The sequence below is a fragment of the Variovorax sp. IB41 genome, from assembly GCF_016405905.1.
Lineage (GTDB): Bacteria > Pseudomonadota > Gammaproteobacteria > Burkholderiales > Burkholderiaceae_C > Variovorax.
In genome coordinates this window covers 213,566-237,358 of record NZ_JAEFCB010000006.1, presented here as the reverse complement: position 1 = coordinate 237,358, position 23,793 = coordinate 213,566, and the positions used below count along the sequence as shown (strand labels likewise).

The window sequence follows — 23,793 nt, the reverse complement described above, 5'->3', positions numbered from 1 at the left end:
GGGCCGCGATCAGGCCGGCTGCAGCACGCGCGGCTGCGGTGCTGGCATGCCGGTGAACGCGAAGTCCACCTCCGGCACGAGCCCGCTCACGATCCGCGCGATCGACTTGCCCGAGCCGCACGCGTGCGTCCAGCCGAGCGTGCCGTGGCCGGTGTTCAGGTACAGGTTCGGCAGCTTGGTCTTGCCGATCATCGGCACGTTGCTCGGGGTCGCGGGGCGAAGGCCCGTCCAGAACTGGGCTTGCGTGGTGTCGCCGGCGCCGGGGAAGAGCTCCTCGACGCGGCGCACGATGGCTTCGCAGCGCACGCGGTTCAGGTCGCGGTCGTAGCCGTTGAGTTCGGCCGTGCCGGCGATGCGCAGGCGGTCGCCCGATTCCGATGTGTAGCGCGAGAACACGAGCTTGAATTCGTCGTCGGTCAGCGAGACCTGGTGCGCCTTGGACGCGTCCTTGACGGGCAGCGTCACCGAATAGCCCTTGGCCGGATAGATCGGCAGGCGGATGCCCAGCGGCGCGGCGTACAGCGGGCTGAGCGATCCCATCGCGAGCACGAAGGCATCGCCGCGGATGCGCTGGAAGCGCCCTTCGCTGTCGGTCGCCTCGACGTGGTCGATGCTGCCGCCGGCTTCGCGCAGCGCGGTCACCGTGTGGCTCATGAGGAACTTCACGCCGGCCGCGGCCGCGAGGCCGACCAGTTCGCGCGCGAAGCGGTTGGCATCGCCGGATTCGTCTTCGGCCGTGTAGGTGGCGCCGGCCAGTTGGGGTCGGATGTGGGCGAGCGCTGGCTCGATCTTCACGGCCTCGTCGGCCGAGATCACCAGCCGTTCGCAGCCGAGAGCGCGCATCTGCTCTGCGGGCTTGAGCGCGCCGTCGAACTCCTTTTGCGTCGTATAGAAATGCAGGATGCCCTGCGTGCGCTGGTCGTAACTCAGGCCCGTGTCGCGGCGCAGTTGCTGCAGCGTGTCGCGGCTGTAGGTGCCCAGGCGCACGATCTGTTCGATGTTGTGCCTGGTGCGCGCCGGCGTGCATTCGCGCAAAAACTGCAGGCCCCAGAGCCACTGGCGCATGTCGGCGCGGATGCGAAAGAGCAGCGGGGCGTCTTCCTTGCCCAGCCACTGCAGCACCTTGAGCGGCGCGCTGGGGTTGGCCCAGGGCTCGGCGTGGCTGACTGATATTTGCCCGCCATTGGCGAAGCTGGTTTCGGCGGCCGGGGTGGCCTGCCGGTCGATCACGGTCACTTCGTGGCCGAGTTGCTGGAGGTAATAAGCCGAAGTCACGCCGAGCAGGCCGGCGCCAAGAACGATCACGCGCATTGCAAGTACCTTTGAGGTGCAGCGCTTGAATGGCGGGCAAGATGCTGTTGGGTGCTATTGGTTCAATAGCAAGCAACCGGACGTCCGCCGTCCAAGTTGCCGCTCCCCCTGTCCTCGGTACCTGAGAGATTCACCTCTGTTGCACCTTGCAACGGGTTTGCTCCTTCGGTGCATCGCGACACCTTTGCGGGTGCGATGGCTCTCCAGACGGCGTTCGATGTGATGCAGTACTGACCCCCTGTTCGGGCCGACCTGAGCGTTTATGGGAGTTTGCGCCTTCGGTAGGGCCACCGGGATGGCCCGCTCTCCTGCAGTGGGGCGATTGTAGGTGGGGCTTTCGAGGGCACCAAGCCTGGATTTCGGCCCTGCGGCCCGGTGGGATAATCTTCCATTCACATTCGCCGAGGGCGATCGTTCAGACAAACAACAGGGAATCCCATGATCCTGGTAACCGGCGGCGCCGGCTTCATTGGCGCCAACTTCGTGCTCGACTGGATTGCGCAAGGCAACGAGCCGGTCGTGAACCTCGACAAACTGACCTACGCGGGCAACCTCGAGACGCTCGCGTCGCTCAAGGACAACCCCGGCCACATCTTCGTGCAGGGCGACATCGGCGACAGCGCGCTGCTCGACCGCCTGCTGGCCGAACACAAACCGCGAGCGATCGTTAACTTTGCCGCGGAATCGCACGTCGACCGCTCGATCCACGGCCCGGAAGACTTCGTGCAGACCAACGTGCTCGGCACCTTCCGCCTGCTCGAATCGGTGCGCGGCTATTGGGGCGCGCTGCCGGCCGACCAGAAGGCTGCGTTCCGCTTCCTGCACGTGTCCACCGACGAGGTCTACGGCTCGCTCTCCAAGACCGATCCGGCCTTCACCGAAGAGAACAAGTACGAGCCCAACAGCCCGTACTCGGCCAGCAAGGCCGCCAGCGACCACCTCGTGCGCGCATGGCACCACACCTACGGCCTGCCGGTGGTCACCACCAACTGCTCGAACAACTACGGGCCGTTCCACTTCCCCGAGAAACTCATCCCGTTGATGATCGTCAACGCACTCGCAGGCAAGCCGCTCCCGGTGTACGGCGACGGCATGCAGGTGCGCGACTGGCTCTACGTGAAGGACCACTGCAGCGCCATCCGCCGCGTGCTCGAAGCGGGCAAGCTCGGCGAGACCTACAACGTGGGCGGCTGGAACGAGAAGCCCAACATCGAGATCGTCAACACCGTCTGCGCGCTCCTCGACGAGCTGAGCCCCAAGGCCGACGGCAAGCCGTACAAGGAACAGATCACCTACGTCACCGACCGCCCCGGCCACGACCGCCGCTACGCCATCGATGCGCGCAAGCTCGAGCGCGAGCTCGGCTGGAAGCCCGCAGAAACTTTCGACAGCGGCATCCGCAAGACCGTCGAGTGGTACCTGGCGAACGGCGAGTGGGTGCGCAACGTGCAAAGCGGCGCGTACCGCGAGTGGGTCGAAAAGCAATACGACGCCGCACCGGCCGGATCTGCCGGATCTGCGAAAGCCACCGCATGAAGCTGCTGCTGCTGGGCAAGGGCGGACAGGTCGGCTGGGAACTGCAGCGCAGCCTCGCGCCCCTGGGTGAACTGGTCGCGCTCGATTTCGACAGCACCGACTTCCACGCCGACTTCAGCCGCCCCGAGCAGTTGGCCGAAACGGTGCTCAAGGTGCGCCCGGACGTCATCGTCAATGCCGCCGCGCACACCGCGGTCGACAAGGCCGAGAGCGAGCCCGACTTTGCCCGCAAGCTCAACGCCACCTCACCCGGCGTGGTGGCCGAAGCGGCGCAGCAGATCGGCGCATTGATGGTCCATTACTCGACCGACTACGTCTTCAATGGCAGCGGCAGCAAGCCGTGGAAAGAAGACGATGCCACGGGCCCGCTCAGCGTCTACGGCAGCACCAAGCTCGAAGGCGAGCAGCTGGTGGCGCAGCACTGCGCGAAGCACCTGATCTTTCGCACCAGCTGGGTCTACGCCGCGCGCGGCGGCAACTTCGCCAAGACCATGCTGCGCATCGCCAAGGAGCGCGACAAGCTCACCGTCATCGACGACCAGTTCGGCGCGCCCACCGGCGCGGAACTGCTGGCCGACATCACCGCGCACGCCATTCGCGCGACGCTGCAGGACCCGGCGAAGGCCGGGCTCTATCACGCGGTGGCCGGTGGCGTGACCACGTGGCACGGCTATGCGCGCTTCGTGATCGAGCAGGCCAAGGCCGCGGGCGTCGAACTCAAGGCCGGCCCCGAAGCGGTCGAGCCCGTGCCCACCACCGCCTTCCCGACGCCGGCCACGCGGCCGCACAACTCGCGCCTGGACACCACGAAGCTGCAATCGACCTTCGGCCTCGTGCTGCCCGAGTGGCAGTCCGGCGTCGCCCGCATGTTGCGCGAGACCTTCTGAGCGCAGCGCAAGACCCGAGCAAGACAAGAGACACGAACATCCCATGACCAAGACGACGCAACGCAAGGGCATCATCCTCGCCGGCGGCTCGGGCACCCGCCTGCACCCCGCGACGCTCGCCATGAGCAAGCAGCTGCTGCCGGTGTACGACAAGCCGATGATCTATTACCCGCTGAGCACGCTGATGCTGGGCGGCATGCGCGACATTTTGATCATCAGCACGCCGCAGGACACGCCGCGCTTCCAGCAGCTGCTGGGCGATGGCAGCCAGTGGGGCATCAACCTGCAGTACGCAGTGCAGCCGAGCCCGGACGGGCTGGCGCAGGCGTTCATCATCGGGGACAAGTTCGTGGGGAATGACCCGAGCGCGTTGGTGTTGGGGGACAACATTTTTTATGGGCACGACCTCGTGCATTTGCTGTCGGACGCCGATACCAAGCAGAGCGGCGCAACCGTGTTCGCCTATCACGTGCAGGACCCCGAGCGCTATGGCGTCGTGGCCTTCGATGCCAAGGGCAAGGCCAGCAGCATCGAAGAAAAGCCATTGAAGCCGAAGAGCAACTACGCGGTGACGGGGCTTTACTTCTACGACAACCAGGTCGTCGACATTGCGAAAGCCGTGAAACCCAGTGCGCGCGGCGAATTGGAAATCACGGCGGTGAATCAGGCCTATCTCGATCTTGACCAGTTGAACGTGCAGATCATGCAGCGCGGTTACGCGTGGCTGGACACCGGAACGCACGACAGCCTGTTGGAGGCGGGGCAATTTATCGCCACGCTGGAGCATCGGCAGGGCCTGAAGATCGCATGTCCTGAAGAAATTGCATGGCGCAACGGTTTCATCACGACCGAGCAGCTCACCAAGCTCGCCGCACCGCTGGAGAAGAGCGGCTACGGCAAGTACCTCAAGCACCTGCTGAACGACGAGGTGCGCTCATGAAGGCCACGCCTACTGCGATCCCTGAAGTGATCGTGATCGAACCCAAGGTGTTCGGCGACGCACGCGGTTTCTTCTTCGAGAGTTTCAATCAAAAGGCCTTCGATGAGGCTGTCGGCAAGCATGTGGAATTCGTGCAGGACAACCATTCGCGCTCGGCGAAGGGTGTCCTGCGAGGCCTTCACTATCAAATACAGCAACCGCAGGGCAAGCTGGTGCGCGTGGTGAAGGGCGCTGTGTTCGATGTGGCCGTGGACATCCGCAAGTCGTCGCCGACGTTCGGCCAATGGGTCGGCGTCGAATTGAGCGAGGAAAACCACAAGCAACTGTGGGTTCCGGAGGGCTTTGCGCACGGCTTTCTGGTGCTGAGCGAGACGGCGGAATTTCTCTACAAGACCACGGGCTACTACGCGCCGTCACATGAGCGCGCGATCATCTGGAACGACAGCGACCTGGCGATCGGCTGGCCGGAGGTCGGCTCCGCCCCCCAATTGTCGGCCAAGGATGCCGGCGCCACGCCCTTGCGCTCGGCTGAAACGTTCGACTGACTTCGTATTTCAAGAAAAATTGACCTCATGTTGAATTTCACCGGTGAACGGTTCATTCCCACGGAACAGGGCGAGATCCGCTACGAGCACATGCACCGGTATGGGTGGATGCAGTCGCTGTGCGCGGGGCGCGATGTGTTGGACATTGCCTGCGGCGAGGGTTACGGCTCCGCGCTGCTGGCGAACACGGCGGGCTCCGTGGTCGGGGTGGACATCTCGAATGAAGCCGTCGAGCATGCCCGGCAACGCTACGCCGCACAGACCAATCTGAGGTTCGTCCAAGGCAGTGCAACTGCCATTCCCCTGGAAGATGCCAGCGTCGATGTCGCCGTGTCTTTCGAGACGCTCGAGCACCTGGCGCAGCAGGAGGAAATGCTGGGAGAGTTGCGGCGCGTGCTGAAGCCTTCGGGCATCCTGGTCATCTCTTCGCCCAACAAGAAGGTGTACTCGGACGAAAGAAACTACGTGAACGAGTTTCACGTCAAGGAGCTGTATTTCGACGAACTCGATGCGCTGCTGGGTCGTTTCTTCCCCGCCAACCGATACTTTGCCCAGCGCTTCCTGACTGCGTCGGCGCTGTTTCCTCTGGAAGGAAGCGCTCGCAACTACGAGGCCTTGCTCCTGTCGGGCGATCAGTTGAAGGTGCAGACCCAGAGCGCAGACCGGGCGATGTACTTCGTCGCTGTCTGCGCTGCGAATGAGGATTTGCTGCCGCCGCTGGCTCCCAATCTGTTTGCCGAAGCCGGCAACGATCTGTATGCGGATCAGCAGAATGTCATGCACTGGGCTTCCGGACTGCACAAGGAGCACGCCGAACTCGAGGCCCGGCATGTGGCGCTTCAGAAAGAGTTCGAAGAACGCAGTGCGTGGGCCTTGTCGATGAATGCCGAGCGTGCCGCATGGGACGAAGCGCGCGCGAAGTCCGAGGCCGAATGCCGGCGGCTGGAGGCATCGCTCGCCCAGCAGGCCACCCAGAGCGAGCAGCGCCTCGCCGCCATCCTGAATTCGCGCTCCTGGAGGCTCCTGGCACCCCTTCGCTGGGTGCAGCGCGCATTGCGTTGATGCGCGCTGCAGGCGGCTGGGCCGACTCAGCCTATTGACGAAGAGGTGCCGCCGTGCGGCACCGTGGGCTGCCTCCGGTTGAGACGAGGCAACCATCTTCGGCTTGCTGTCAGCAGCACGAGGAGGAGAACCAGTCCGAGCGCGAGCAGCGGCAGCGACCACATGAAAGTGGCGGGCCGGTACTTGAACTCGACCATGTGCGTTCCCGGCGGCACCAGCGTGCCGATCTGGTTGCCGTTCATCGGGCCCAGCTTCGAGCGATGGCCATCGACCGAGACCTTCCACGCCTTGTCGAAGAACTCGTTCAGAACCAGCATGGCCGCCGCGGGGCAAGCGATGCGCACCCGCACTTGGTTGGTGCCGCGCGGAAGGTCTTCCTTGACATCACAGCGTGCCTGGTTCTTTGCATCGGTCGAGCGAGGCAGGACGCCGCTGTCCAATTTCGCGAACAGCACGCTGCCAGTGAGATCGGCGGACGCAGCTTTCGCCGAGAAATCGCCCATCGACTCATAGACCCCGTCCAATGTCATGGCCGCGTAAACGTGAGGAAGCGCGGCTTCCGCCTCGTACAACGCCAGTCCGGCGATGTCTTCCTTGTGCGTGTAGCCCCGCAACGCCTCCGGCGGGCAATCGTCGCAAATCAGGTATCTGGCGCCGAGCAAGCGGAAGTAGTTGTCGTTGCGCGGTGCATGGTAATAAAGCTCGTCGAACTGCTGCTTGGGCGCAGGGTTGAAGTAGGCGTTGAAGCTGCGGATCCCCTTGTAGGACGCCAGCATGGCGCCCAGCTGCTTGTCGATCTTTCCATCGAACACGACGCGATAGTCGTGATTCGGGTCCAGTGCCTTCACCCGGTCGAGCGCCTCGTCGAGCCGACCCGCATGGTTGGTGTTGTAGAAACTGCTCGATATGCCTGGTGGCCGCCACGGGACATCCACCAGAACCAGGACCAGGGCGGCCGCACTCCACATGGCTGCCGCCTGCACGCCTCGGGTGGCCGAGCGGAAACGCGCCATCAGCACGGTGGCGACAACAAGTCCGGACAACGTGGCAAGCGGGGCCCACGAGGGCACGGTGGAGACGATGCGGTCCTTGCAGTACCAAGCCACAAGGATCGCAACCAGCAAGACAGCTCCCATCGCAAAGAGCTGGGTCGCCAGGCGACGACGGCCAGCTTCGCTGGAGGAGAGTTCGCGGCGAATTTCGTCGATGCCAAAGGCTGCAAGCCCTGTCATCGCCAGTTGGAACAGGACGAGAAAACGGCTGGGCTCACGGATCTTGTTCAGGATCGGAACGATGTAGTTCAGGTGCGCAAGGCCCAGGTTGCTGCCCGTCGACGAGATCAAGGCGTAGACCGCAACGAACACGAGCGCCCACACCAGCCAGGAGCGAGGCCGGGAAACGACGGCCACGCATGCCAAAGCCGCCGAGACCAGCCCAATGAACTGGCTGCCCACCGCATTCCACTCGAATTTGAACAGGACACCACCGAGGTTCCGGGGGGCGAGCTGATCGACCTGAAACGCTTCGAATGGAATGCGGCTGTTGCCGAAGACGGGAGGGAAGTGCCCGATCCACCGGATCATGTTCTTGAATTCCAGGGCAGTCGGGACAATGACGGGTGAGACCAGGAGCACCGCGATCACCGCCACGATGCCCACTTTCACAGCCGAGTTTCCGATGCTCCTCCACCCGTCGGCCCGCTTGGTGCCGATTGCATAGGCAATGCAGAAAACGCCGCTCAACAGGATGGCGTGGATGAGTGGCTGAGCGGGAGATGCGAGCGTCAGCAGCACGATCCCCGTCAGAGCCATGATGAAATGGCGCCGCGAGCTTTCGGGCGACAACAGGCCCAGCAGCCCTGCCAGGTACAGCGGCAGCCAGGCATAGGGTGCGACGATGTTGAGCCACGCCGCATAAGACAGGCTGTTCGCCCCGAAGGCAAAAAGCGCGGCCCCGGTGACCGCCCCGATGCGCGAGGCCTGCATAGTGCGCAGCAGGACATACATGTTGACCTCGAGGATCAACAGATGGACGAGCGTCAGCCAGTGCATCGAATGAACGACTTGGAGCGGGCTCTCGAAGAGCGGCAATGGCGTCAGATAGAAAGGATAGAACGCCGACAGCTGTGCGAAGTTGTGCAGCGGCACGCCCCCGAGGATGGTGTTCATCCTGAGCGGCCATTCGCCGTGGGCGAGACTTGAAGACATCGACGAAAGCACCGTGCCGATGAAGAACTCGTTGTCCATCCACAGGGCGAAAGAATGTGCTTTGTCGAAGGCGGGCCACAGAAAGATGCACCAGAGCGAGACAAGCGCTGCCAGCACGATGACCACGCGTGGGCGTGCAGATTTACTTTGCGTCGTCATGAGGTTGCCTGAAGACATACAGCTTGTTCATGATGAAGGAAGTGATCACATAGACCGCGCTCGCGATGACCTGGCTGACGGCTTCATGCACTCCGAGGCCTCGCACCAGAATGACCAGCACGAGCAGGTTCGCTGCATAGGCCACCGCGAACACCACGAGGAAACGGACGAAGGCTTCGCGATGCGGCCTGTCGCTGTTGAACGTGAACACCTTGTGCATCACGTAGGAGACCATCAGGCCGATGCCGTAGCCGATCGCGTTGCTCAGCTCCGCGGACAGACCCGCCAGGTACATGCAGGCAAAGATGATGGAGTAGCCGAACGCCGTGTTGGCAACCCCGACGACGAGGAAACGAAAAAGCTGCCGGACCTGTTCGGAGCGGCAGCGATCGAGGACGGATTGGGTGAAGGAGCCTGGTCTCGGCATGAGGTTTGAATGAAGGACAGGCTCTCGCATCTGCAGGCATGGCACCGGCTCGATGAGCCAGTGCCATGCTGTCACGGTGCGGGGCGGTGGGAGATTTCTTCTTCGACGATGTAGCGTGGGCGGCCCTTGACCTCGTCGTAGATGCCTCCCACGTACGCGCCCATGATGCCCAGGACGATGAGCTGGATGCCGCTGAACAGCAGGAGCAGAACCACCATCGTCGTCCAGCCGTTCGGGATGGACTGCACGAAGAAGTACTTGATGACCAGCACCACGATCAACAGAAAGGCGAGCAACGCAAACAGCCCGCCCACGAAGATGCTCAGCTGAAGCGGCTTGGTGCTGAACGAAAGGATGCCCGCCATGGCGAGCTGGATCATTCTGGACAGTGAGTACTTGGACTGCCCCGCGAAGCGTTTCTCGGCTACGAATTCGACCCCCGCCTGCCTGAATCCGATCCAGGAGAAGAGCCCGCGCAGGAACATGTTACGTTCCTGGAAGCCCTGGGACAAGGTGCGCGCCACCCGCCTGGAGATGAGCCGGAAATCTGCCGCGTTGGGATTGATCGGCACCTGCGAAATGCTGCCCAGCAGCTTGTAGAAGAGGTTGCCGGCCTGCTTTCGCAGGAAGCCCACGTCCTCGGTATCCTGGCGCAGCGTGTACACCACCTCGTTGCCGCGCTTGAATTCTTCCAGCAGCGTCGGTATGAGTTCGGGTGGATGCTGCAGGTCGCTGTCCATCATGACGATGACATCTGAATCGAGCGAGTGCTCGATGCCCGCGAGCAGCGACATCTGGTGCCCGAAGCGGGACGACAGCACCAGCACCTTGGCGGCGGGGTCGCCGGCGACGACCGTTCGCAGAACCTCCACCGTGCGGTCGGTGCACTGATCCACCACATACAGGATGTTCCATTCGACTTCCTCGATGGACTCCAGCACTTTCTTTGCGCGCTCGTGAAAGTGCGCGATGACGTGCTCCTCGTTGAAGACGGGGGTGACAACGGTCAGCTTCAACTTCGTCACTATGGCTTTCCCTCTCCCATCAACTGGAGTGTCTTGGTCATGTCTGCGTAGATGGCCGGAACGTCGTACCCGGCGCGGTTGGTGAGGGCCGGAGACTCGTGCACCGGGATTGCGCTCATATCTTCGGAGGCGAGCAACCGCTCCAGCAGGGAGCGCATGGTGACGGGCATGCCGCTTCCGACGTGATACACGTGTCCAGGTTCGCCGTCGATCGCCACGGCCAGCATCTGCCTTGCCGCCTCATCCGCGTCCACGTAGTCTCGCGTTGCACCAAGGGGGCCGAACTCGAAGGCCGACCGCGCACCTTTGCGAACCTCTTCGATCTGCGTCTGTACCCGGCCAACGAATAGCCTGTTCGAAAGACCGGGCGCTTGAAGGTTGAACAGCCGTGCCACCACCACCTGCACGCCGCGAAGGGCGTAGAAACCAGCCAGCTGGGTCTGCCACGATTTGGTCAGGCCATACACGGATTGCGGACGCAGCGCATGGTCTTCCCGAATCGGGTTCTCTTCGACGCCGACTGCGCCGTATTCCGCAGCGGAACCCACCAGCAACACGCGGGTGCCGGCATGTGCGCGTTCAACGAGTTCCAGCAGCCGGCGCGTGGCATCGACGTTGACCGCATAGGCCTCGTCGTACTCGCCCGAGAAGGTGGCGGCCAGATGAAAGATCAGGTCCGGGCGGGTTTTCTGGAGCAGCGCCTCCAGGCGCTCGCCGTCCCGCACATCGAGTTGCAGCGCGTCGGCGCTTCGGCTCGTTGCCACGACGTTGAACGTCCCCGTCTGCTGGAGCCGGGCGACGATGGCTTGCGCCAATGCGCCCGTCGAACCCGTGATCAGCGCCGTCTTCAAGAGCCGATTCCGAGCTTCGTTGCGAGCTCTTCGAAGTTGTCGTCAGCGTATTGGTAGTCGTCGGGACGGCCGATGTCCAGCCAGTACCCGTCGAATGGCCTGATGGCGATGCGCTGGTTGTCCTTGAGGCCGTCGATCATCAGGTTGTCGAAGCCATACTTGCCACCCTTGGGCAGGCGTTCGATGACTGAGCGATGGATGCAGTAGATGCCCATGCTGACGTCGAAGTCGTAGGTCGGCTTTTCCTGGAATTCGTTCAGGCGGCCATCGGCGTCGTAGCGCAGCACCCCGAAGTCGATCTTGACCTCACGGCGGTAGGCCGACACCGACACCATGTCCTTGGCTGCCACATGCGACTGGAAAAAACGCTGGTAGTCCAGGTCGCAAAGAATGTCGCCATTCATGACGAGGAAGTTCTCCGGCAGATCGGGGATGAGCGTCAGCGGACCAATGGTGCTGAGTTCACCTTCCTCCAGCGAATAGTCCAGCTGCACGCCCAGGCGCGAGCCATCGCCGAAGTAGGCCATGATCAGCTGCGACAGGTGATTCACCGCGAGCGTGATCCGCGTGAAGCCGGCCTGCTTCAACTGCATGATGATGATCTCGAGAATCGAGTATTTCCCCCCGAGCGGGACAAGCGGCTTGGGAATCAACGTGGTGTAGGGCCGAAGCCGGGTGCCTTTACCGCCGGCAAGAATGACTGCTCTCATGGTGAAACCTCCTCAAACGTTGTAGAGCCAAGCTTTGTAGCGCGACAGGTTCTCCGGGTTCTTGAACCATTCGATGGTGTCGCGCAGGCCGTCCGCCAGATCGAAGCGAGGCCGCCAAGGCGTGAGGGAGGTGATCAGCGTGTTGTCTCCCATCAAGCGAAAGACTTCCGATGCGTCTGGCCGAAGGCGCTGTTCGTCGGTGACGATGCGCGCATCCGGATTGAGCTCGGCCACCAGGATCTCCGCGACCTTGCCGATGGAATATTCCTTGCCGGTCGCAATGTTGATTTCCTTGCCGATGGTCTCGTCCGATTCGGCCAGTGCGATGAAGCCCTGCGCAGTGTCCTTGACGTAATTGAAGTCGCGCGTTGGCGAAAGGCTTCCAAGCCGCAGTTCCTTCTCGCCGAGCATCAGCTGCGTGATGATCGTTGGAATCACGGCGCGTGCCGACTGGCGAGGTCCATAGGTATTGAACGGCCTCACGATGACAACCGGGGTCTCGAAGGACTTGTGAAACGACTCTGCCAACCTGTCCGCGCCGATCTTGGAGGCGCTGTAGGGTGACTGGCCCTGGAATGGATGCTTCTCGTCGATCGGTGCGTATTGCGCCGTGCCGTACACCTCGGAGGTCGAGGTCACCAGGCAGCGTTCGATGCCCAGCCGCTTGGCTGCCTGAAGAACGTTCAGGGTGCCCTTGATGTTGGTATCGACGTAGGAGTCCGGCGAGTGGTACGAGAACGGAATCGCGATCAGCGCGGCCAGATGAAAGACAACATCGCAACCCGTCATTGCTTCGAACACGCCGTTCGGGTCCCGGATATCGCCCGAGAACACGTTCAGGTTGCGCACGACCTCCTGGGGCAGCGAATCCAGCCAGCCCCAGCTGCTGAAAGAGTTGTAGTAGACGAAGGCACGAACGTCGCAGCCGTGCGCGATCAATGCTTCCACCAGATGACTGCCGATGAACCCATCAGCACCTGTCACCAATACTTTTTTGCCCTTGAGGTGCATGATTCGAATCTCTTCTTGAAAGTTGTAGCCACAACCCACCCGGCACGCTTGCGAAGCGCGGCACCGTGGGTCGGGGGAGGCACCTCGTAAGGCCCTGCAAATCGGCCGAAATGCATGGGGAAAACAGTGCGTCCCCAGTAGTGGCCGGCGGACACATTCTAGATCAGCAGTTTGTTAAGCCGAATCGTAAACATCCGAAGACGCCGGCCTCCTGAAGCGCGCACCGAGGCGACGCTGAAACGGTTGTTTCGAGATGTGCCCTTCTGTAGGCGCCGTCCTCCGGGGCTTGGTCACCAGGTCTTTCACGAGGCGGGGCAAGACATTGGCAACATTTAACGAAGCGCATTGTTTGCTGCAACATCTGTTGCCGAGCATCGACTTGAGCGCATATTCATTGCGGCACAATTACGCTTCCCGCGGTTTGCCGCATACACAAGAAATCGACCGCTCCCAATGAAGAAGCACGCAGTAGTCACCGGTATCACAGGTCAGGATGGCGCCTATTTGGCCCAACTTCTCTTGAGCAAGGGCTATGTGGTGCATGGCACCTTCCGACGGACTAGCTCCGTCAACTTCTGGCGGATCGAGGAACTGGGCATTCAAAACCACCCAGACCTGATACTGGTTGAGCACGACCTGACGGATCTGGGTAGCTCGCTGACCCTCATCAAGGAGGCCAAGCCGCAAGAGGTCTACAACCTGGCGGCCCAGAGTTTTGTGGGCGTGAGCTTCAATCAGCCGGATGCCACTGCCCAGATCACCGGGATGGGCGCGCTCCATCTGCTCGAAGCCATTCGGCTGACGGACCGGAGCATTCGTTTTTACCAAGCATCCACCTCCGAGATGTTCGGCAAGGTCCAGGCAATTCCGCAGGTGGAAGAAACGCCTTTCTATCCCCGCAGCCCCTATGGTGTAGCCAAGCTGTTCGCTCATTGGATGACGATCAACTACCGCGAAAGCTACAACATCTTCGGCTCCAGCGGCATCCTTTTCAACCATGAGAGCCCGCTGCGGGGGCGCGAGTTCGTGACGCGAAAGATCACCGATTCCGTGGCCAAGATCCAGCTAGGCAAGCTGGATGTGCTGGAGTTGGGGAATCTGGGCGCCAAGCGAGACTGGGGCTTCGCCGAGGAGTATGTCGAGGGCATGTGGCGCATGCTGCAAGCGGACGAGGCTGATACTTTCGTACTCGCGACCAATCGGACCGAGACGGTGCGGCTTTTTGTCGACCTGGCTTTCAAGGCGGCCGGCTACGAGTTGCGCTTCGAGGGGGAAGAGCAGGACGAAGTTGGCATCGACATCGCATCCGGCAAGACCATGGTGCGAGTCAATCCGAAGTTCTATCGCCCTTCGGAAGTCGATCTGTTGATCGGTAATCCTGCGCGCGCCAAGCAGAAGCTGGGATGGGAGCCCAAGACGACGCTCGAGGAACTCTGCACGATGATGGTGAAGGCGGATCTTCGTCGCAACAAGGAAGGTCATTCCTTCTGACGAAGGGCTCTCTTTTCTGAGTGGCTGCCGGACCGCGCTCCGGTTCGAGGTTTCGCAATCAGGAATCGGCGCATAAGACGCTGAAAAAGTGGAGAAGATTTGATCAAAGAACTCAAGCAGGCCGCACGGCTTTCAAGGAAAGCACTGCGCATCATGCGAGCGAAGCTGGTTGGCAACGCGTCAGCCGCAGCGGCAATCAGGGAGGCCGGTTTGTTCGACGCCGACTTCTATCGGCGGGAGTACCCGGCAGCGGTTGCAGGCGGCGCCGATCCGCTGAAACACTATCTCTCCAGTGGTTGGAAACTGGGCCTCGAGCCGTCGGCCAAGTTCTCGATGCGAGCTTATTCGGGAAAGAATCCAGATGTGCGGGGGGCAACGCTCAATCCGCTGATTCATTGGGTGGAGTTCGGCCGCAGAGAGATGCGAGAACTTCCGACCAGCCCGGAGCCAGACTACGCTTGGATGGAGAGGGATCGTCCATATCCCCTGCCTGACGACGTTATCCAATATGAGCTCGTGGCAGGCCATGCATATTTCGCGGGTGCAGGATTCGATTTCGGGCAGCGCGAAGCAGGCAACGGCGTCGCAGAGGCGGTTAAGGCAATGGCCGCGCGGGTGCCGGCATTCACCGTCGATCTGTCCACGCCCAAGGTGTCCATCATCATCCCGGTGTATGGGCAGGCACACTTCGCATTGAACTGCCTGGATTCGCTCGCGCGGCTGCAGAGCAGGTATTCGATCGAGGTGATCGTTGCCGACGATGCCTCTCCAGCGTCATCACAGACGGAGGCCTTGGGCGGCATTCCTTGGATTCGCTATGAGCGGCGCGCTGCGAACGGCGGTTTTCTGGAGTGTTGCAACTGGGCGGTCGCACAGGCTCGAGGCGAGTTTGTCGTTCTGCTGAACAGTGACACCCGCGTTGCCGCGGGTTGGCTCGATGAGCTTGTTGCGGCTTTCGACCTGTTTCCCAAAGCCGGCATGGTGGGCTCCAAGCTCTTCAATGCCGATGGCACGCTGCAGGAGGCTGGGGGCATCTTCTGGCGCGACGGGTCTGCACACAACTATGGCCGCAACGCCGACCCGAACCTGCCGCAGTACTGTTTCGCCCGGCAGGCGGATTTCATTTCGGGCGCGTCCATTGCCGTTCGCAAAACGGTCTGGAACGAACTGGGCGGTTTCGATCCCGAATACAAGCCGGCATATTGCGAAGACGCCGATCTTGCATTCCGGCTGCGCCGTGCGGGCTACGAAGTGTGGTTTGTCCCGACCTCGCGCGCCGTTCACTACGAGGGGATCACGCACGGGCGCGACACAACGAAGGGCATCAAGGCCTACCAGGTCACCAATCTGCAGAAGCTCGCCAAGCGCTTCAGTGCGGAGCTGACGGAGCATCCCATTCCGGGCAGCAGCTCGATGCGAGCAGCTTGCTGGCGCAGCAAGCGGAACATTCTGATCGTCGATGCATTGACGCCGACACCTGACCAGGATTCGGGCTCGATCGTGACCAACGAGGTGATGAGCGCATACCGCCAGGCTGGTTTCGGCGAAAGCTTCTTTCCGGAGCATTCGCCTTACTGGTCGAAAAAATACACCGCGGCGCTGCAGCGGCGTGGGGTGTGCTGCTATTACAAGCCATTCTTCGAAAGTGTCGAGCAGGTGCTCGATGTCGACAACGCCTTCGATTACGCGCTGCTCTATCGTTACAACGTCGCTCATCCGATCTATCGCAGCCTGCGTGCAAAGGCACCGGCCACGCGGGTGCTGTTTGCCAACGTCGACTTGCATTACCTGCGGGAAACCCGTGCCGCGGAAACCGCCAACGACATGCAGGCGCTGTTCGCGGCCCAACTGACAAAGAAGAAGGAACTGGAGATGTTCGCGCACGCGGACGCTTCATTCATCCACACCCAGTTCGAGCAGGAAGTGATCCAGAAGGCGCTTCCCCTGCCTCTCGACAATCTGGTCGTGCTTCCATGGATTGCCGAGGTGTACCGGGAAACCCCCGGCTTTTCGGCGCGGGCCGATGTCATGTTCCTGGGTAACTTCCCACACACGCCCAACGTGGACTCGGTTCTGTTCTTCGTGAAGTCGATCTGGCCCGAATTGCTTCCCAGTCTTCCGCCCCATGCCAAGCTCCTGGTTGTGGGCAACAAGCCTCCGGCCGAAGTGCTGGCATTGGCGTCCGACCGGGTGATCGTCACCGGATTCGTCGAAGAGCTTGAGCCGTATTTTCAGGCGTCCAGAGTCTTCGTGGCGCCTTTGCGCTACGGGGCAGGTATCAAGGGCAAGCTCGTGACGGCACTCGCACACGGTGTGCCGAGCGTGGCGACGAACATTGCTGCGGAAGGCATCGCACACGCGCAAGACGAGCATTTGTCGATCGCCGACGACCCTTTGCAGTTCGCCAGCGAAGTCCTTCGGATCTATGGCGATGAGTCGGCTTGGAATTGCATGCGCGAAGCGGGCCTTCGCTATGTCGAGGACAACTATTCGCGAGCAGCAACTTCGAAGATTTGCCTGCACGCGTTGAATGTGGCCGACAAAACCTGGCTCGCCCGCCAGGAGCTGCAGTGCCAGCGTTCGCTCGAAAAGATCATGAGGGAAAACGGTTTGCTCGACGCGGCCAGGACCGACTGAGGCGTGCGGGCCTTATTCTCGATCTACCCGCAATTCAAATGAACGATAACGGGTCCAAGCAGGATCAACCGGTTCCCCCAAACGGGATCCGTGTTGATGAGCCAGGCAACCTGGAAGGCGGCAATGCGTTGGCCTTCGAGGCGTTGCTCGAGGCGGCCAATCAGCGAGCCGATGCAGCTCTGAGCCAGCAGCGCGCGATGCACGATTCCATCTCCTGGCGCGTGACCGCGCCACTGAGAAAAGTCTCGACGGCAGTTCCGCCGTCGGTCCGGGTGAATGCGCGGCGCATGGTAAAGGCGGCTTGGTGGGCACTGACGCCTTGGCGCATGCCGCAGCGCCTGCGTGCAATGCGCGTGAGGCCGCGTGTGGAAGAGGCGCTGGGCGGATCTCTCGACGCTGACGATGCATATGCTCGCTGGATTGCGGAGATCGAAAGCCGTACACCGATCGTGAGCGACCTTTCGACGGGGCCTTCACTTTCCTTCATCCTCGTCGCAGGAGCGGATCCGCATGCACTGAGCCGTACCCTCGAGTCATTGCGGTCGCAGGCCTTCGAGCGCTGGCAAGCTTTGATCGCCATTGAGTCAGGCGCCGCTCCTGCAATCCAGGTCGTGTTGGACGCATTTTCCAAAGAGCAGCGCATTGTGCGAATCCCGATGGGCGACGGGGATTCGCGCTCGCAGGCTCTCGCAGCGTGCGCAGCCTCTGCTGCGTGCGATTTTCTCGCCGTTCTGGATGCAGGTGACATCGTGGCCGCCGGTGCGCTCGCCGAGGTTGCCGGTGAGCTGGCCAGGTTGCCGCACAGCGACATCCTCTATGGCGACGAAGACGAAATTTCCGCGGAAGGCTTTCGCCGAAAGCCCTACTTCAAGCCTGGCTGGTCGCCCGATCTGCTCTATGCGTTCAACTACTTCGGACGACTGACGTTGCTGCGAAGGCATTTGGTGGACGCCGTTGGCGGCGTGGATACGGCTTCGGGCGCGAATGTCGAATGGGACCTGAATCTTCGGGTGAGCGATGTTGCAGGCATCGTTACCCGCATTCCCAAGGTGTTGTGTCACCGGACGCCAGCGGGCGTCGCACGTGATCGAGCGAGCGCCGGTACGGATGCGGCTGCGGAAAACCGGGAGGCGTTGCGCAGGTTCTGGGCGCGCACGGGGATCGACGCCGCCATCGAGACCCAGCCGGACGGCACGCAGCGTGCCACTTGGGAATTGACGGCACCGCCACGGGTGTCGATCGTCATTCCGACCAAGGACAAGGTCGAACTGCTGCGCACCTGCGTCGAAGGCCTGCTCCATGGCACCGACTATGCCAACAGGGAGATCATTCTGGTCGATACCGGTTCGGTCGAGCCCAGGACCTGGGCGTACTACGAAGAACTGGCGTGCCACGCCGACGTGTCGGTCGTCCATTTCAGCAAGAAGTTCAACTACTCCGCAGCGTGCAATCACGGCGCTTCTTTCGCGGCGGGCGAGTTGCTCATGTTCCTGAACAACGATATCGAAGTGATGTCGCGCGACTGGCTGCAGGAAATGGTGAGGTTTGCCTGCCGTCCCGGCGTGGGGGTTGTCGGCACCAAGCTGCGCTACCCGAGTGGGGAAATCCAGCATGGCGGTGTCGGAATCGGAATCAACCTGGGCGGGCTGATGTATCGCGCCGCAGAAGAAGGCGAGTGGGGGGTTTTTGGCTCCGCCGAGCACCCCAGGAACTGGCTGGCGATCATGGGCGCATGCCAGTTGGTACGACGCGATGCATTCGAGCGCGTAGGCGGCTTCGACGAGGCCTACTTGGTCGCGGTCAGCGATGTCATGTTGTGCCTTCGCATCTGGCGCGCGGGCTACCGCATTGCCTACGCGCCGCATGCCTGTCTTGTCCATCACGAGGGCGCCACGCGCGGCACCGTCAATCCGACGCCCGACCTGCAGCGTTTTGCGGACGACATCCGAATTTTGGGCATCGACGAGGATCCCTACCTTCATCCCGAATTGGATGCCCGAAACCCGATCCCTTCGTTGCGCCTTCGGGCGGCTCCGACGGTTCGTGAAAGTCTGGCGGCGGACGTGCGCGCGCTCGGTTCACCCACGCTGCCTGCCTCGACGCTGGTTTTGTCATGCGACCGCACCGGCCTGGAGGCCGCCGGGCTGGGGCGCCAGGACGTGGTGTGGCTGCCGCAGCCGGCGCATGCAATCAGGGACATCTGGTCCGCGGCGCGTTGGTGCCTGGATCTCGTGCGCACCTGCCCCGACATCGCCAGACGCTTTCCAACTGCGCTTTCCGACGGTGCGAATGGCGACTTCGGCCGCTGGATCGGAGGTGAGGGCGGCCGCGCGCTGCAGCTGTCGGACGCAGCGAGATCGGCGTTGATCGAGTGCCTGGCTGCAGACCTCGGGGCGCGCGCGCGGCAGGCTTTTCTGTTCCATGACGAAATCAGGAGCGCATTGCCTTATGGGCTGCTGCCGGCGGGGCAATTCGAGCTGTTCCACTGGTTCATGCGGCGCGGGCGGCGATTGGCCGGTTTGCGGTTCGAGGAGATTTGGTGGCTGTTCTGGGAGGCGTCGGAGCGGCCTGCCCGGGAGTTGGTGCGTGCCTATGAATTCACGCCAGCGTGGCAGGCGCTCTATCCGGACGGACTGACCGTCTTCGGCCGCCGAGCGTTTGCGGCCTGGTTTGGCTCGGCCTACAGGGTGACGCAGGCCTGGGTAGATCCCTCGTGCTGGCCCGTCGACATGAGTGCTGCGCAACAGATACGGCTGGCCTATCTGGCCCGTGAAGATTGGAGCCGCCGGCACCCGCAGGGCCTGGACGATCCACACCATGCTGCCGCCTTGATCGAGTGGCTGCAATCGCCCGAGGCCGCTCAGCCTCGCGAAGTCGTCGAGTGGTGCGCCCGTCTCGATACGGAAACGACCGCCATCGAGCTGGTCGAGCTCGGCCTCAATGTCATCGGCCACTTCTCCTATCCCTCGGGCCTTCGCGTTTCGGTCGAAGCCCTTGTCGAAGGCTTGCAGCGTGTGGGCGTCCGAAGTGCATTGCGCGATCTCAGGACGGATCAGAAAGACGATCCGACGCACGTGAACTTTCGCGGCTTCGAGGAGTACGAAACGACCCTCATCCACGTGCAGCCGGATCCTTATTTCGATCAGGCGTTTGTCCGCAGCGATCTGTGTGAGCGGGTGCCTCGAACACATCGCATTGCGTACTGGTACTGGGAATTCGATTCCATTCCCGAGTCCTGGGCCGCGCATGCCCAGAACATCGACGAAGTGTGGGCCGCTACCGAGTTTGTGGCGCGCGGCCTGCGCAAGCGGCTCTCGCTCCCCGTCCACACCTTGTTCCCCGGAGTCAAGCTGGGGCAATATGAAAAACGACCGCGCTCGTATTTCGGTCTGCAGGAGGCGCCGTACACCTTTCTCTTCACCTTCCACATGATGAGTGTCATGGAGCGCAAGAATCCACTGGGGCTGATCCGTGCGTTCGAGCGGGCTTTCGGCAGGAGCGACGCCGTGCACCTTGTGCTGAAGACCTCGTTCGGCGACCGCCATCCGGCGCAATTCCAGGAGCTGCAGGCCGCGGCGCTCGCGCCCAACGTCACCATCATCAACGAGGTCTACAGCCAGGAGGACGTGCTGTCCTTGATGAACGCTTGCGACGCGTACGTGTCGCTGCACCGCAGCGAGGGCCTGGGGCTGACGATGGCCGAGGCGATGCTGATGGGAAAGCCCGTCATTGCAACCAACTTCTCGGGCAACGTGGATTTCATGGACGAAAGCAACAGCCTGCCGGTGAACTACAAGCTTGTTCAACTGGGCAAAGCGATTCCCCCTTACGACGCCCATCTGGAGTGGGCGGAGCCTTCGGAGGAGCACGCTGCGCAACTCATGAGGCGTGTTTTCGACAATCAGGCTTGGGCCATTGAACTCGGCACCAGGGCCAAGTCCGATGCGGAGATGTCGTTGTCCCTGGATGTGGCGGGCCGAAAAGTCGCGGCCCGGTTGGCGGAAATCAGGGCGCTGCGTCGCAGCAGCGGCGCCGGCAAGCGGCGTTGATCAGGAAACCTCGACGATCCGACCGTGCTCCATGTGAATCACGCGATTGCACTCCTTGGCAATCAATTCCGGGGAGTGCGATGCCAGCACCAGGATGCCTGACTTCGAGACCACATCCCGCATGCGCTTCTCGGCCTTCTCGGTGAATTCTGCGTCGCCGACAGACAGCCACTCGTCCATCAGCAGGATGTCGGCCTCCACACTGGTGGAGATCGAGAACGCCAGCCGCATCATCATGCCGGTAGAGTAAGTGCGCACGGGCATATTGACGTATTCGCCCAGCCCGCTGAATTCACAGATCTCCGGCGTGAGTCGGTCGACCTCTTTCTTGCTCATGCCCATCACGAGGCCGCGCAGCATGATGTTTTCGACACCCGTTGCATCCATTTCGATGCCCAGCGACGGGTCGATCAGGCTTGCCACCGAGCCTTGCCGTGCAAACTCACCGGCGGACGGCTCATAGACGCCCGCAAGCGTGCGCAGCAGTGTCGACTTGCCAGCGCCGTTGTGACCAACCAGCCCCAGCCGATCGCCGCTCTTGAGCTCGAGGTTGATGCCGCTGAGTGCCTGCACCACGGTGACGCCGGTTTCCTTGCCGAAGCGCCCGCCGGTGACCGATGCGGCGAGTGTTTTCTTGAGCGACGCCGCACCGGCGCCGTAGATGGGAAAGTTGACGGCGACGTTCTTGAGTGAAATGAATGCCATGGATCAGAGCCAGTAGACAACGCGGCGGCGGTATTTGATGAACAGAAGGCTCGCGGCGGTCAGGCACAGCACCGTCCACACGCCGATGCCGATCCAGCTGTGGATGTGCGCCACGCCGCCCATCAGCGGCGTGCGCAGCAGGTCGAGCATCTGCGCGAAAGGGTTCCAGAGCACATACTTGGCGCGGCTCGGAAGGTTTTCGGGCAGCCAGAACACGGGGGTGAGGAACATCAGCATCTGCATGACGCTGGTGACGATCTGGGTCACGTCGCGGTAGCGGGTGCAGATGAGCCCCAGAAGGAGGCCGAGAGCATGGGCGTTGACGATCAGGATCAGAAAGGCTGGAACGATCAACAGCACTGACCATGACAGCGAGACGCCGGCCCAGATGGCGACCGGGATGTACAGCACGATCTGGTGACCGAACTGGATCAGGTTGCGCGCAAGACCGCGCCAAACGAAAAGGCTGATCGGAAAATAGCCTTGCTTTAGGTAGTTGGACGAGCCGACAAAGGCGTTGCAGGCGTCGGTAACCACACTGGAGAAGAAGCCCCAGAAGATCACGCCGAGTGCCAGGTGCGGAAAGAACCGCGACAGTTCGCTGCCGAACAGGGAGCTGTACAGCGGCCCCATGCCACCGATCATGACGCCCATGCTCAGGGTGAGCCACAGCGGCCCCAGCATGGAGCGGCGGTAGCGCAGCACGATATCGAACCAGGCGAGCGTCCACCAGATGTCGGTACGACGCGTGCCCTCCCACCAGTCGGACAGGGGGCTTCGATGCAGATTGGAGTGAACTTGGCTCATGCGCGTCCGTAAGTGTCTGCGAGGCGAACGATGTCGTCCTCGCCAAGGTAGCCGCCGCACTGGACTTCGATGAGCACAAGTTCTTCGTCGCCGATATTGGTCAAGCGGTGTTTCTCTTTCAAGGGGATGTAGCGGTACTGCCCGGGCAGGGTCTCGTGCTCGACATCGCCGATCTGGACGATGCCTCGGCCCTGCACCACGACCCAGTGCTCCGCGCGGTGGTGGTGATATTGCAAGGACAGCGACTGGCCGGGTATGACCGTGATCCGCTTGACCTTGTAGCCTTCTTCTTCCTTCAGCGCTGCGTAGGTTCCCCAAGGGCGGTTGACTACGGCAGGCGAATGAACGGTCTCGTGCTGGCGCGCTTTCAGGGTATCGACAACATTTTTTACCAGCTGGGCGCTGTCCTTGTGCGCGACCAGCAGCGCATCGGGCGTGTCGACGATGACCAGATCATGCACGCCGACCGTGGCGACCACCTTTGGAGAGTGGCTGTCCACCTGCACGTGGGTGCCGGTGGTGTCGATGGCCACGACGTTGGAGGGCATGGTGTTGCCGCTGGCATCGGGCGTGAGCGCGTTGGCCAGCGCGGGCCACGAGCCGACGTCGCTCCAGCCGAACTTGGCGGGCACCACGTGCACGTTGTCGGCCGGCTCCATGACCGCGTAGTCGATGCTGATGTCCGGCTGTAGCCCGAAGGTGTGCAGATCGAACTGGATCGTCTCGCCCGCCGCCTGCGACGATTCGAGCGCGCGGCGTGCCGCGGCCAGCAATTCGGGCGCGTGGCGCTCGAAGGCCGCGACGATGGCGTCGGCGGTGAAGCAGAACATGCCGCTGTTCCAGTAGTAGCGGCCGGTGGCCAGGTACTCCTGCGCGGTCTGGAGGTCGGGTTTCTCAACGAAGCGCTTGGCCGCCTGGCTTTCGCGCGAGACCTTGGCCACCTCGATGTAGCCGAAGCCCGTGTCGGGCCCCGTGGGGTTGATGCCGAACACCACCAGCTTGCCCTGCGTGGCGAGGCGGAACGCCTGGTTGGCGCTGGCCACGAAGGCCTCCACGTCGGGCACCAGGTGGTCGGCCGACAGCACGAGCATCACGGTGTCGCCGCTGAACTGCCGGATGCACTGCAGCGCGGCCAGTGCAATCGCCGGCCCGGTGTTGCGGCCCCGGGGCTCCAGCAGCAGCGTGGCCTCGGGCGGGTCGGACATCTGGCGCAGCACGTCCTTGGTGAGAAACAGGTGGTCCTTGTTGGTCACGACCATCAGGTCGCCCGTGCCGCAGGCCTGGCCCCGCTCGATGGCCTGCTGGAGCAGGGTGGTGCCACCCAGTTTCATGAAGGGCTTGGGAAAGGCTTGCCGAGACGCTGGCCAAAGCCGGGAACCTGCCCCCCCTGAAAGCACAACTGAAAGGACGCGCATTTTTTTATAGGTTGTGAT

The 23,793-nt window shown here is 62.2% G+C and carries 18 protein-coding genes and 2 riboswitches; of the genes, 8 read left to right on the top strand and 10 right to left on the bottom strand.

Annotated elements, in window-relative coordinates; translation table 11 throughout:
* Window positions 1-9 precede the first annotated feature (9 nt).
* Window positions 10-1,311, bottom strand: coding sequence for a D-amino acid dehydrogenase (locus JC881_RS14320; RefSeq protein WP_198786368.1), 1,302 nt, complete (start codon window positions 1,309-1,311; stop codon window positions 10-12).
* A gap of 98 nt (window positions 1,312-1,409) precedes the next feature.
* Window positions 1,410-1,528: riboswitch (glycine riboswitch) on the bottom strand.
* 14 nt (window positions 1,529-1,542) lie between these two features.
* A riboswitch (glycine riboswitch) is annotated at window positions 1,543-1,632 on the bottom strand.
* Window positions 1,633-1,749: 117 nt separating this feature from the next.
* On the opposite strand from JC881_RS14320, the gene rfbB reads away from it, so the two are divergent.
* From rfbB to JC881_RS14295, 5 genes are read left to right on the top strand one after another with little or no spacing between them, the layout of a single operon-like run.
* The gene (gene rfbB, locus JC881_RS14315; RefSeq protein WP_198786367.1) at window positions 1,750-2,847 is read left to right on the top strand and encodes a dTDP-glucose 4,6-dehydratase; all 1,098 of its coding nucleotides are present in this window, start codon (window positions 1,750-1,752) and stop codon (window positions 2,845-2,847) included.
* A complete protein-coding gene (gene rfbD / locus JC881_RS14310; protein WP_198786366.1) occupies window positions 2,844-3,734 on the top strand; it encodes a dTDP-4-dehydrorhamnose reductase in 891 nt (296 codons plus the stop codon). The genes rfbB and rfbD overlap by 4 nt, the downstream gene beginning before the upstream one ends.
* Window positions 3,735-3,777: 43 nt before the next feature.
* Window positions 3,778-4,674, top strand: coding sequence for a glucose-1-phosphate thymidylyltransferase RfbA (gene rfbA / locus JC881_RS14305; protein ID WP_198786365.1), 897 nt, complete (start codon window positions 3,778-3,780; stop codon window positions 4,672-4,674).
* On the top strand, window positions 4,671-5,219 hold the full coding sequence (gene rfbC / locus JC881_RS14300) for a dTDP-4-dehydrorhamnose 3,5-epimerase (RefSeq protein ID WP_198786364.1): 549 nt from the start codon (window positions 4,671-4,673) through the stop codon (window positions 5,217-5,219). Before rfbA ends, rfbC begins: the two co-directional genes overlap by 4 nt.
* Before the next feature lie 27 nt (window positions 5,220-5,246).
* A complete protein-coding gene (locus JC881_RS14295; protein ID WP_198786363.1) occupies window positions 5,247-6,281 on the top strand; it encodes a class I SAM-dependent methyltransferase in 1,035 nt (344 codons plus the stop codon).
* Window positions 6,282-6,307: 26 nt separating this feature from the next.
* Here the strand turns inward: JC881_RS14295 and JC881_RS14290 are convergent, their stop codons facing one another.
* From JC881_RS14290 to JC881_RS14265, 6 genes are read right to left on the bottom strand one after another with little or no spacing between them, the layout of a single operon-like run.
* A complete protein-coding gene (locus JC881_RS14290; protein ID WP_198786362.1) occupies window positions 6,308-8,647 on the bottom strand; it encodes a YfhO family protein in 2,340 nt (779 codons plus the stop codon).
* Window positions 8,631-9,149 carry a GtrA family protein gene (locus JC881_RS32430; RefSeq protein ID WP_198786361.1) on the bottom strand — a complete coding sequence of 173 codons (519 nt, stop codon included), beginning with the start codon at window positions 9,147-9,149 and terminating at the stop codon, window positions 8,631-8,633. The genes JC881_RS14290 and JC881_RS32430 overlap by 17 nt, the downstream gene beginning before the upstream one ends.
* Window positions 9,146-10,099, bottom strand: coding sequence for a glycosyltransferase family 2 protein (locus tag JC881_RS14280; RefSeq protein ID WP_332875239.1), 954 nt, complete (start codon window positions 10,097-10,099; stop codon window positions 9,146-9,148). The genes JC881_RS32430 and JC881_RS14280 overlap by 4 nt, the downstream gene beginning before the upstream one ends.
* Complete coding sequence (locus JC881_RS14275; protein ID WP_198786359.1) at window positions 10,099-10,950, bottom strand: NAD-dependent epimerase/dehydratase family protein; 852 nt, start codon at window positions 10,948-10,950, stop codon at window positions 10,099-10,101. The genes JC881_RS14280 and JC881_RS14275 overlap by 1 nt, the downstream gene beginning before the upstream one ends.
* Window positions 10,947-11,660, bottom strand: coding sequence for a sugar phosphate nucleotidyltransferase (locus JC881_RS14270; protein ID WP_198786358.1), 714 nt, complete (start codon window positions 11,658-11,660; stop codon window positions 10,947-10,949). The genes JC881_RS14275 and JC881_RS14270 overlap by 4 nt, the downstream gene beginning before the upstream one ends.
* Before the next feature lie 12 nt (window positions 11,661-11,672).
* Window positions 11,673-12,671, bottom strand: coding sequence for an NAD-dependent 4,6-dehydratase LegB (locus tag JC881_RS14265; protein ID WP_198786357.1), 999 nt, complete (start codon window positions 12,669-12,671; stop codon window positions 11,673-11,675).
* 453 nt (window positions 12,672-13,124) lie between these two features.
* Between JC881_RS14265 and gmd the strand changes: the two genes are divergently transcribed.
* From gmd to JC881_RS14250, 3 genes are all read left to right on the top strand, one after another.
* Window positions 13,125-14,162 carry a GDP-mannose 4,6-dehydratase gene (gene gmd / locus JC881_RS14260; protein WP_198786356.1) on the top strand — a complete coding sequence of 346 codons (1,038 nt, stop codon included), beginning with the start codon at window positions 13,125-13,127 and terminating at the stop codon, window positions 14,160-14,162.
* A gap of 99 nt (window positions 14,163-14,261) precedes the next feature.
* Complete coding sequence (locus tag JC881_RS14255; protein ID WP_198786355.1) at window positions 14,262-16,799, top strand: glycosyltransferase; 2,538 nt, start codon at window positions 14,262-14,264, stop codon at window positions 16,797-16,799.
* A 38-nt stretch (window positions 16,800-16,837) separates the two neighbouring features.
* Entirely contained in the window at window positions 16,838-20,848 is a 4,011-nt protein-coding gene (locus JC881_RS14250; RefSeq protein ID WP_198786354.1) for a glycosyltransferase, read from the top strand.
* On the opposite strand, the gene JC881_RS14245 is transcribed toward JC881_RS14250, so the two are convergent.
* The 3 genes from JC881_RS14245 to JC881_RS14235 are packed head-to-tail and all read right to left on the bottom strand — an operon-like array spanning window position 20,849 to window position 23,775.
* Window positions 20,849-21,553 (bottom strand): ABC transporter ATP-binding protein, encoded by a 705-nt coding sequence (locus tag JC881_RS14245; protein WP_198786353.1) that lies wholly within the window; start codon window positions 21,551-21,553, stop codon window positions 20,849-20,851.
* Between the two features lie 3 nt (window positions 21,554-21,556).
* Window positions 21,557-22,360 (bottom strand): ABC transporter permease, encoded by an 804-nt coding sequence (locus JC881_RS14240; protein ID WP_198786352.1) that lies wholly within the window; start codon window positions 22,358-22,360, stop codon window positions 21,557-21,559.
* The gene (locus tag JC881_RS14235; RefSeq protein ID WP_198786351.1) at window positions 22,357-23,775 is read right to left on the bottom strand and encodes a mannose-1-phosphate guanylyltransferase/mannose-6-phosphate isomerase; all 1,419 of its coding nucleotides are present in this window, start codon (window positions 23,773-23,775) and stop codon (window positions 22,357-22,359) included. The genes JC881_RS14240 and JC881_RS14235 overlap by 4 nt, the downstream gene beginning before the upstream one ends.
* Between the last annotated feature and the right edge of the window lie 18 nt (window positions 23,776-23,793).

What these genes read in the sequence shown, in the direction of transcription:
- JC881_RS14320 (WP_198786368.1), bottom strand. Translation starts at nt 1,311, where the DNA reads ATGCGCGTGATCGTTCTTGGCGCCGGCCTGCTCGGCGTGACTTCGGCT.
- rfbB (WP_198786367.1), top strand. Translation starts at nt 1,750, where the DNA reads ATGATCCTGGTAACCGGCGGCGCCGGCTTCATTGGCGCCAACTTCGTG.
- rfbD (WP_198786366.1), top strand. Translation starts at nt 2,844, where the DNA reads ATGAAGCTGCTGCTGCTGGGCAAGGGCGGACAGGTCGGCTGGGAACTG.
- rfbA (WP_198786365.1), top strand. Translation starts at nt 3,778, where the DNA reads ATGACCAAGACGACGCAACGCAAGGGCATCATCCTCGCCGGCGGCTCG.
- rfbC (WP_198786364.1), top strand. Translation starts at nt 4,671, where the DNA reads ATGAAGGCCACGCCTACTGCGATCCCTGAAGTGATCGTGATCGAACCC.
- JC881_RS14295 (WP_198786363.1), top strand. Translation starts at nt 5,247, where the DNA reads ATGTTGAATTTCACCGGTGAACGGTTCATTCCCACGGAACAGGGCGAG.
- JC881_RS14290 (WP_198786362.1), bottom strand. Translation starts at nt 8,647, where the DNA reads ATGACGACGCAAAGTAAATCTGCACGCCCACGCGTGGTCATCGTGCTG.
- JC881_RS14270 (WP_198786358.1), bottom strand. Translation starts at nt 11,660, where the DNA reads ATGAGAGCAGTCATTCTTGCCGGCGGTAAAGGCACCCGGCTTCGGCCC.
- JC881_RS14265 (WP_198786357.1), bottom strand. Translation starts at nt 12,671, where the DNA reads ATGCACCTCAAGGGCAAAAAAGTATTGGTGACAGGTGCTGATGGGTTC.
- gmd (WP_198786356.1), top strand. Translation starts at nt 13,125, where the DNA reads ATGAAGAAGCACGCAGTAGTCACCGGTATCACAGGTCAGGATGGCGCC.
- JC881_RS14250 (WP_198786354.1), top strand. Translation starts at nt 16,838, where the DNA reads ATGAACGATAACGGGTCCAAGCAGGATCAACCGGTTCCCCCAAACGGG.
- JC881_RS14245 (WP_198786353.1), bottom strand. Translation starts at nt 21,553, where the DNA reads ATGGCATTCATTTCACTCAAGAACGTCGCCGTCAACTTTCCCATCTAC.
- JC881_RS14240 (WP_198786352.1), bottom strand. Translation starts at nt 22,360, where the DNA reads ATGAGCCAAGTTCACTCCAATCTGCATCGAAGCCCCCTGTCCGACTGG.
- JC881_RS14235 (WP_198786351.1), bottom strand. Translation starts at nt 23,775, where the DNA reads ATGCGCGTCCTTTCAGTTGTGCTTTCAGGGGGGGCAGGTTCCCGGCTT.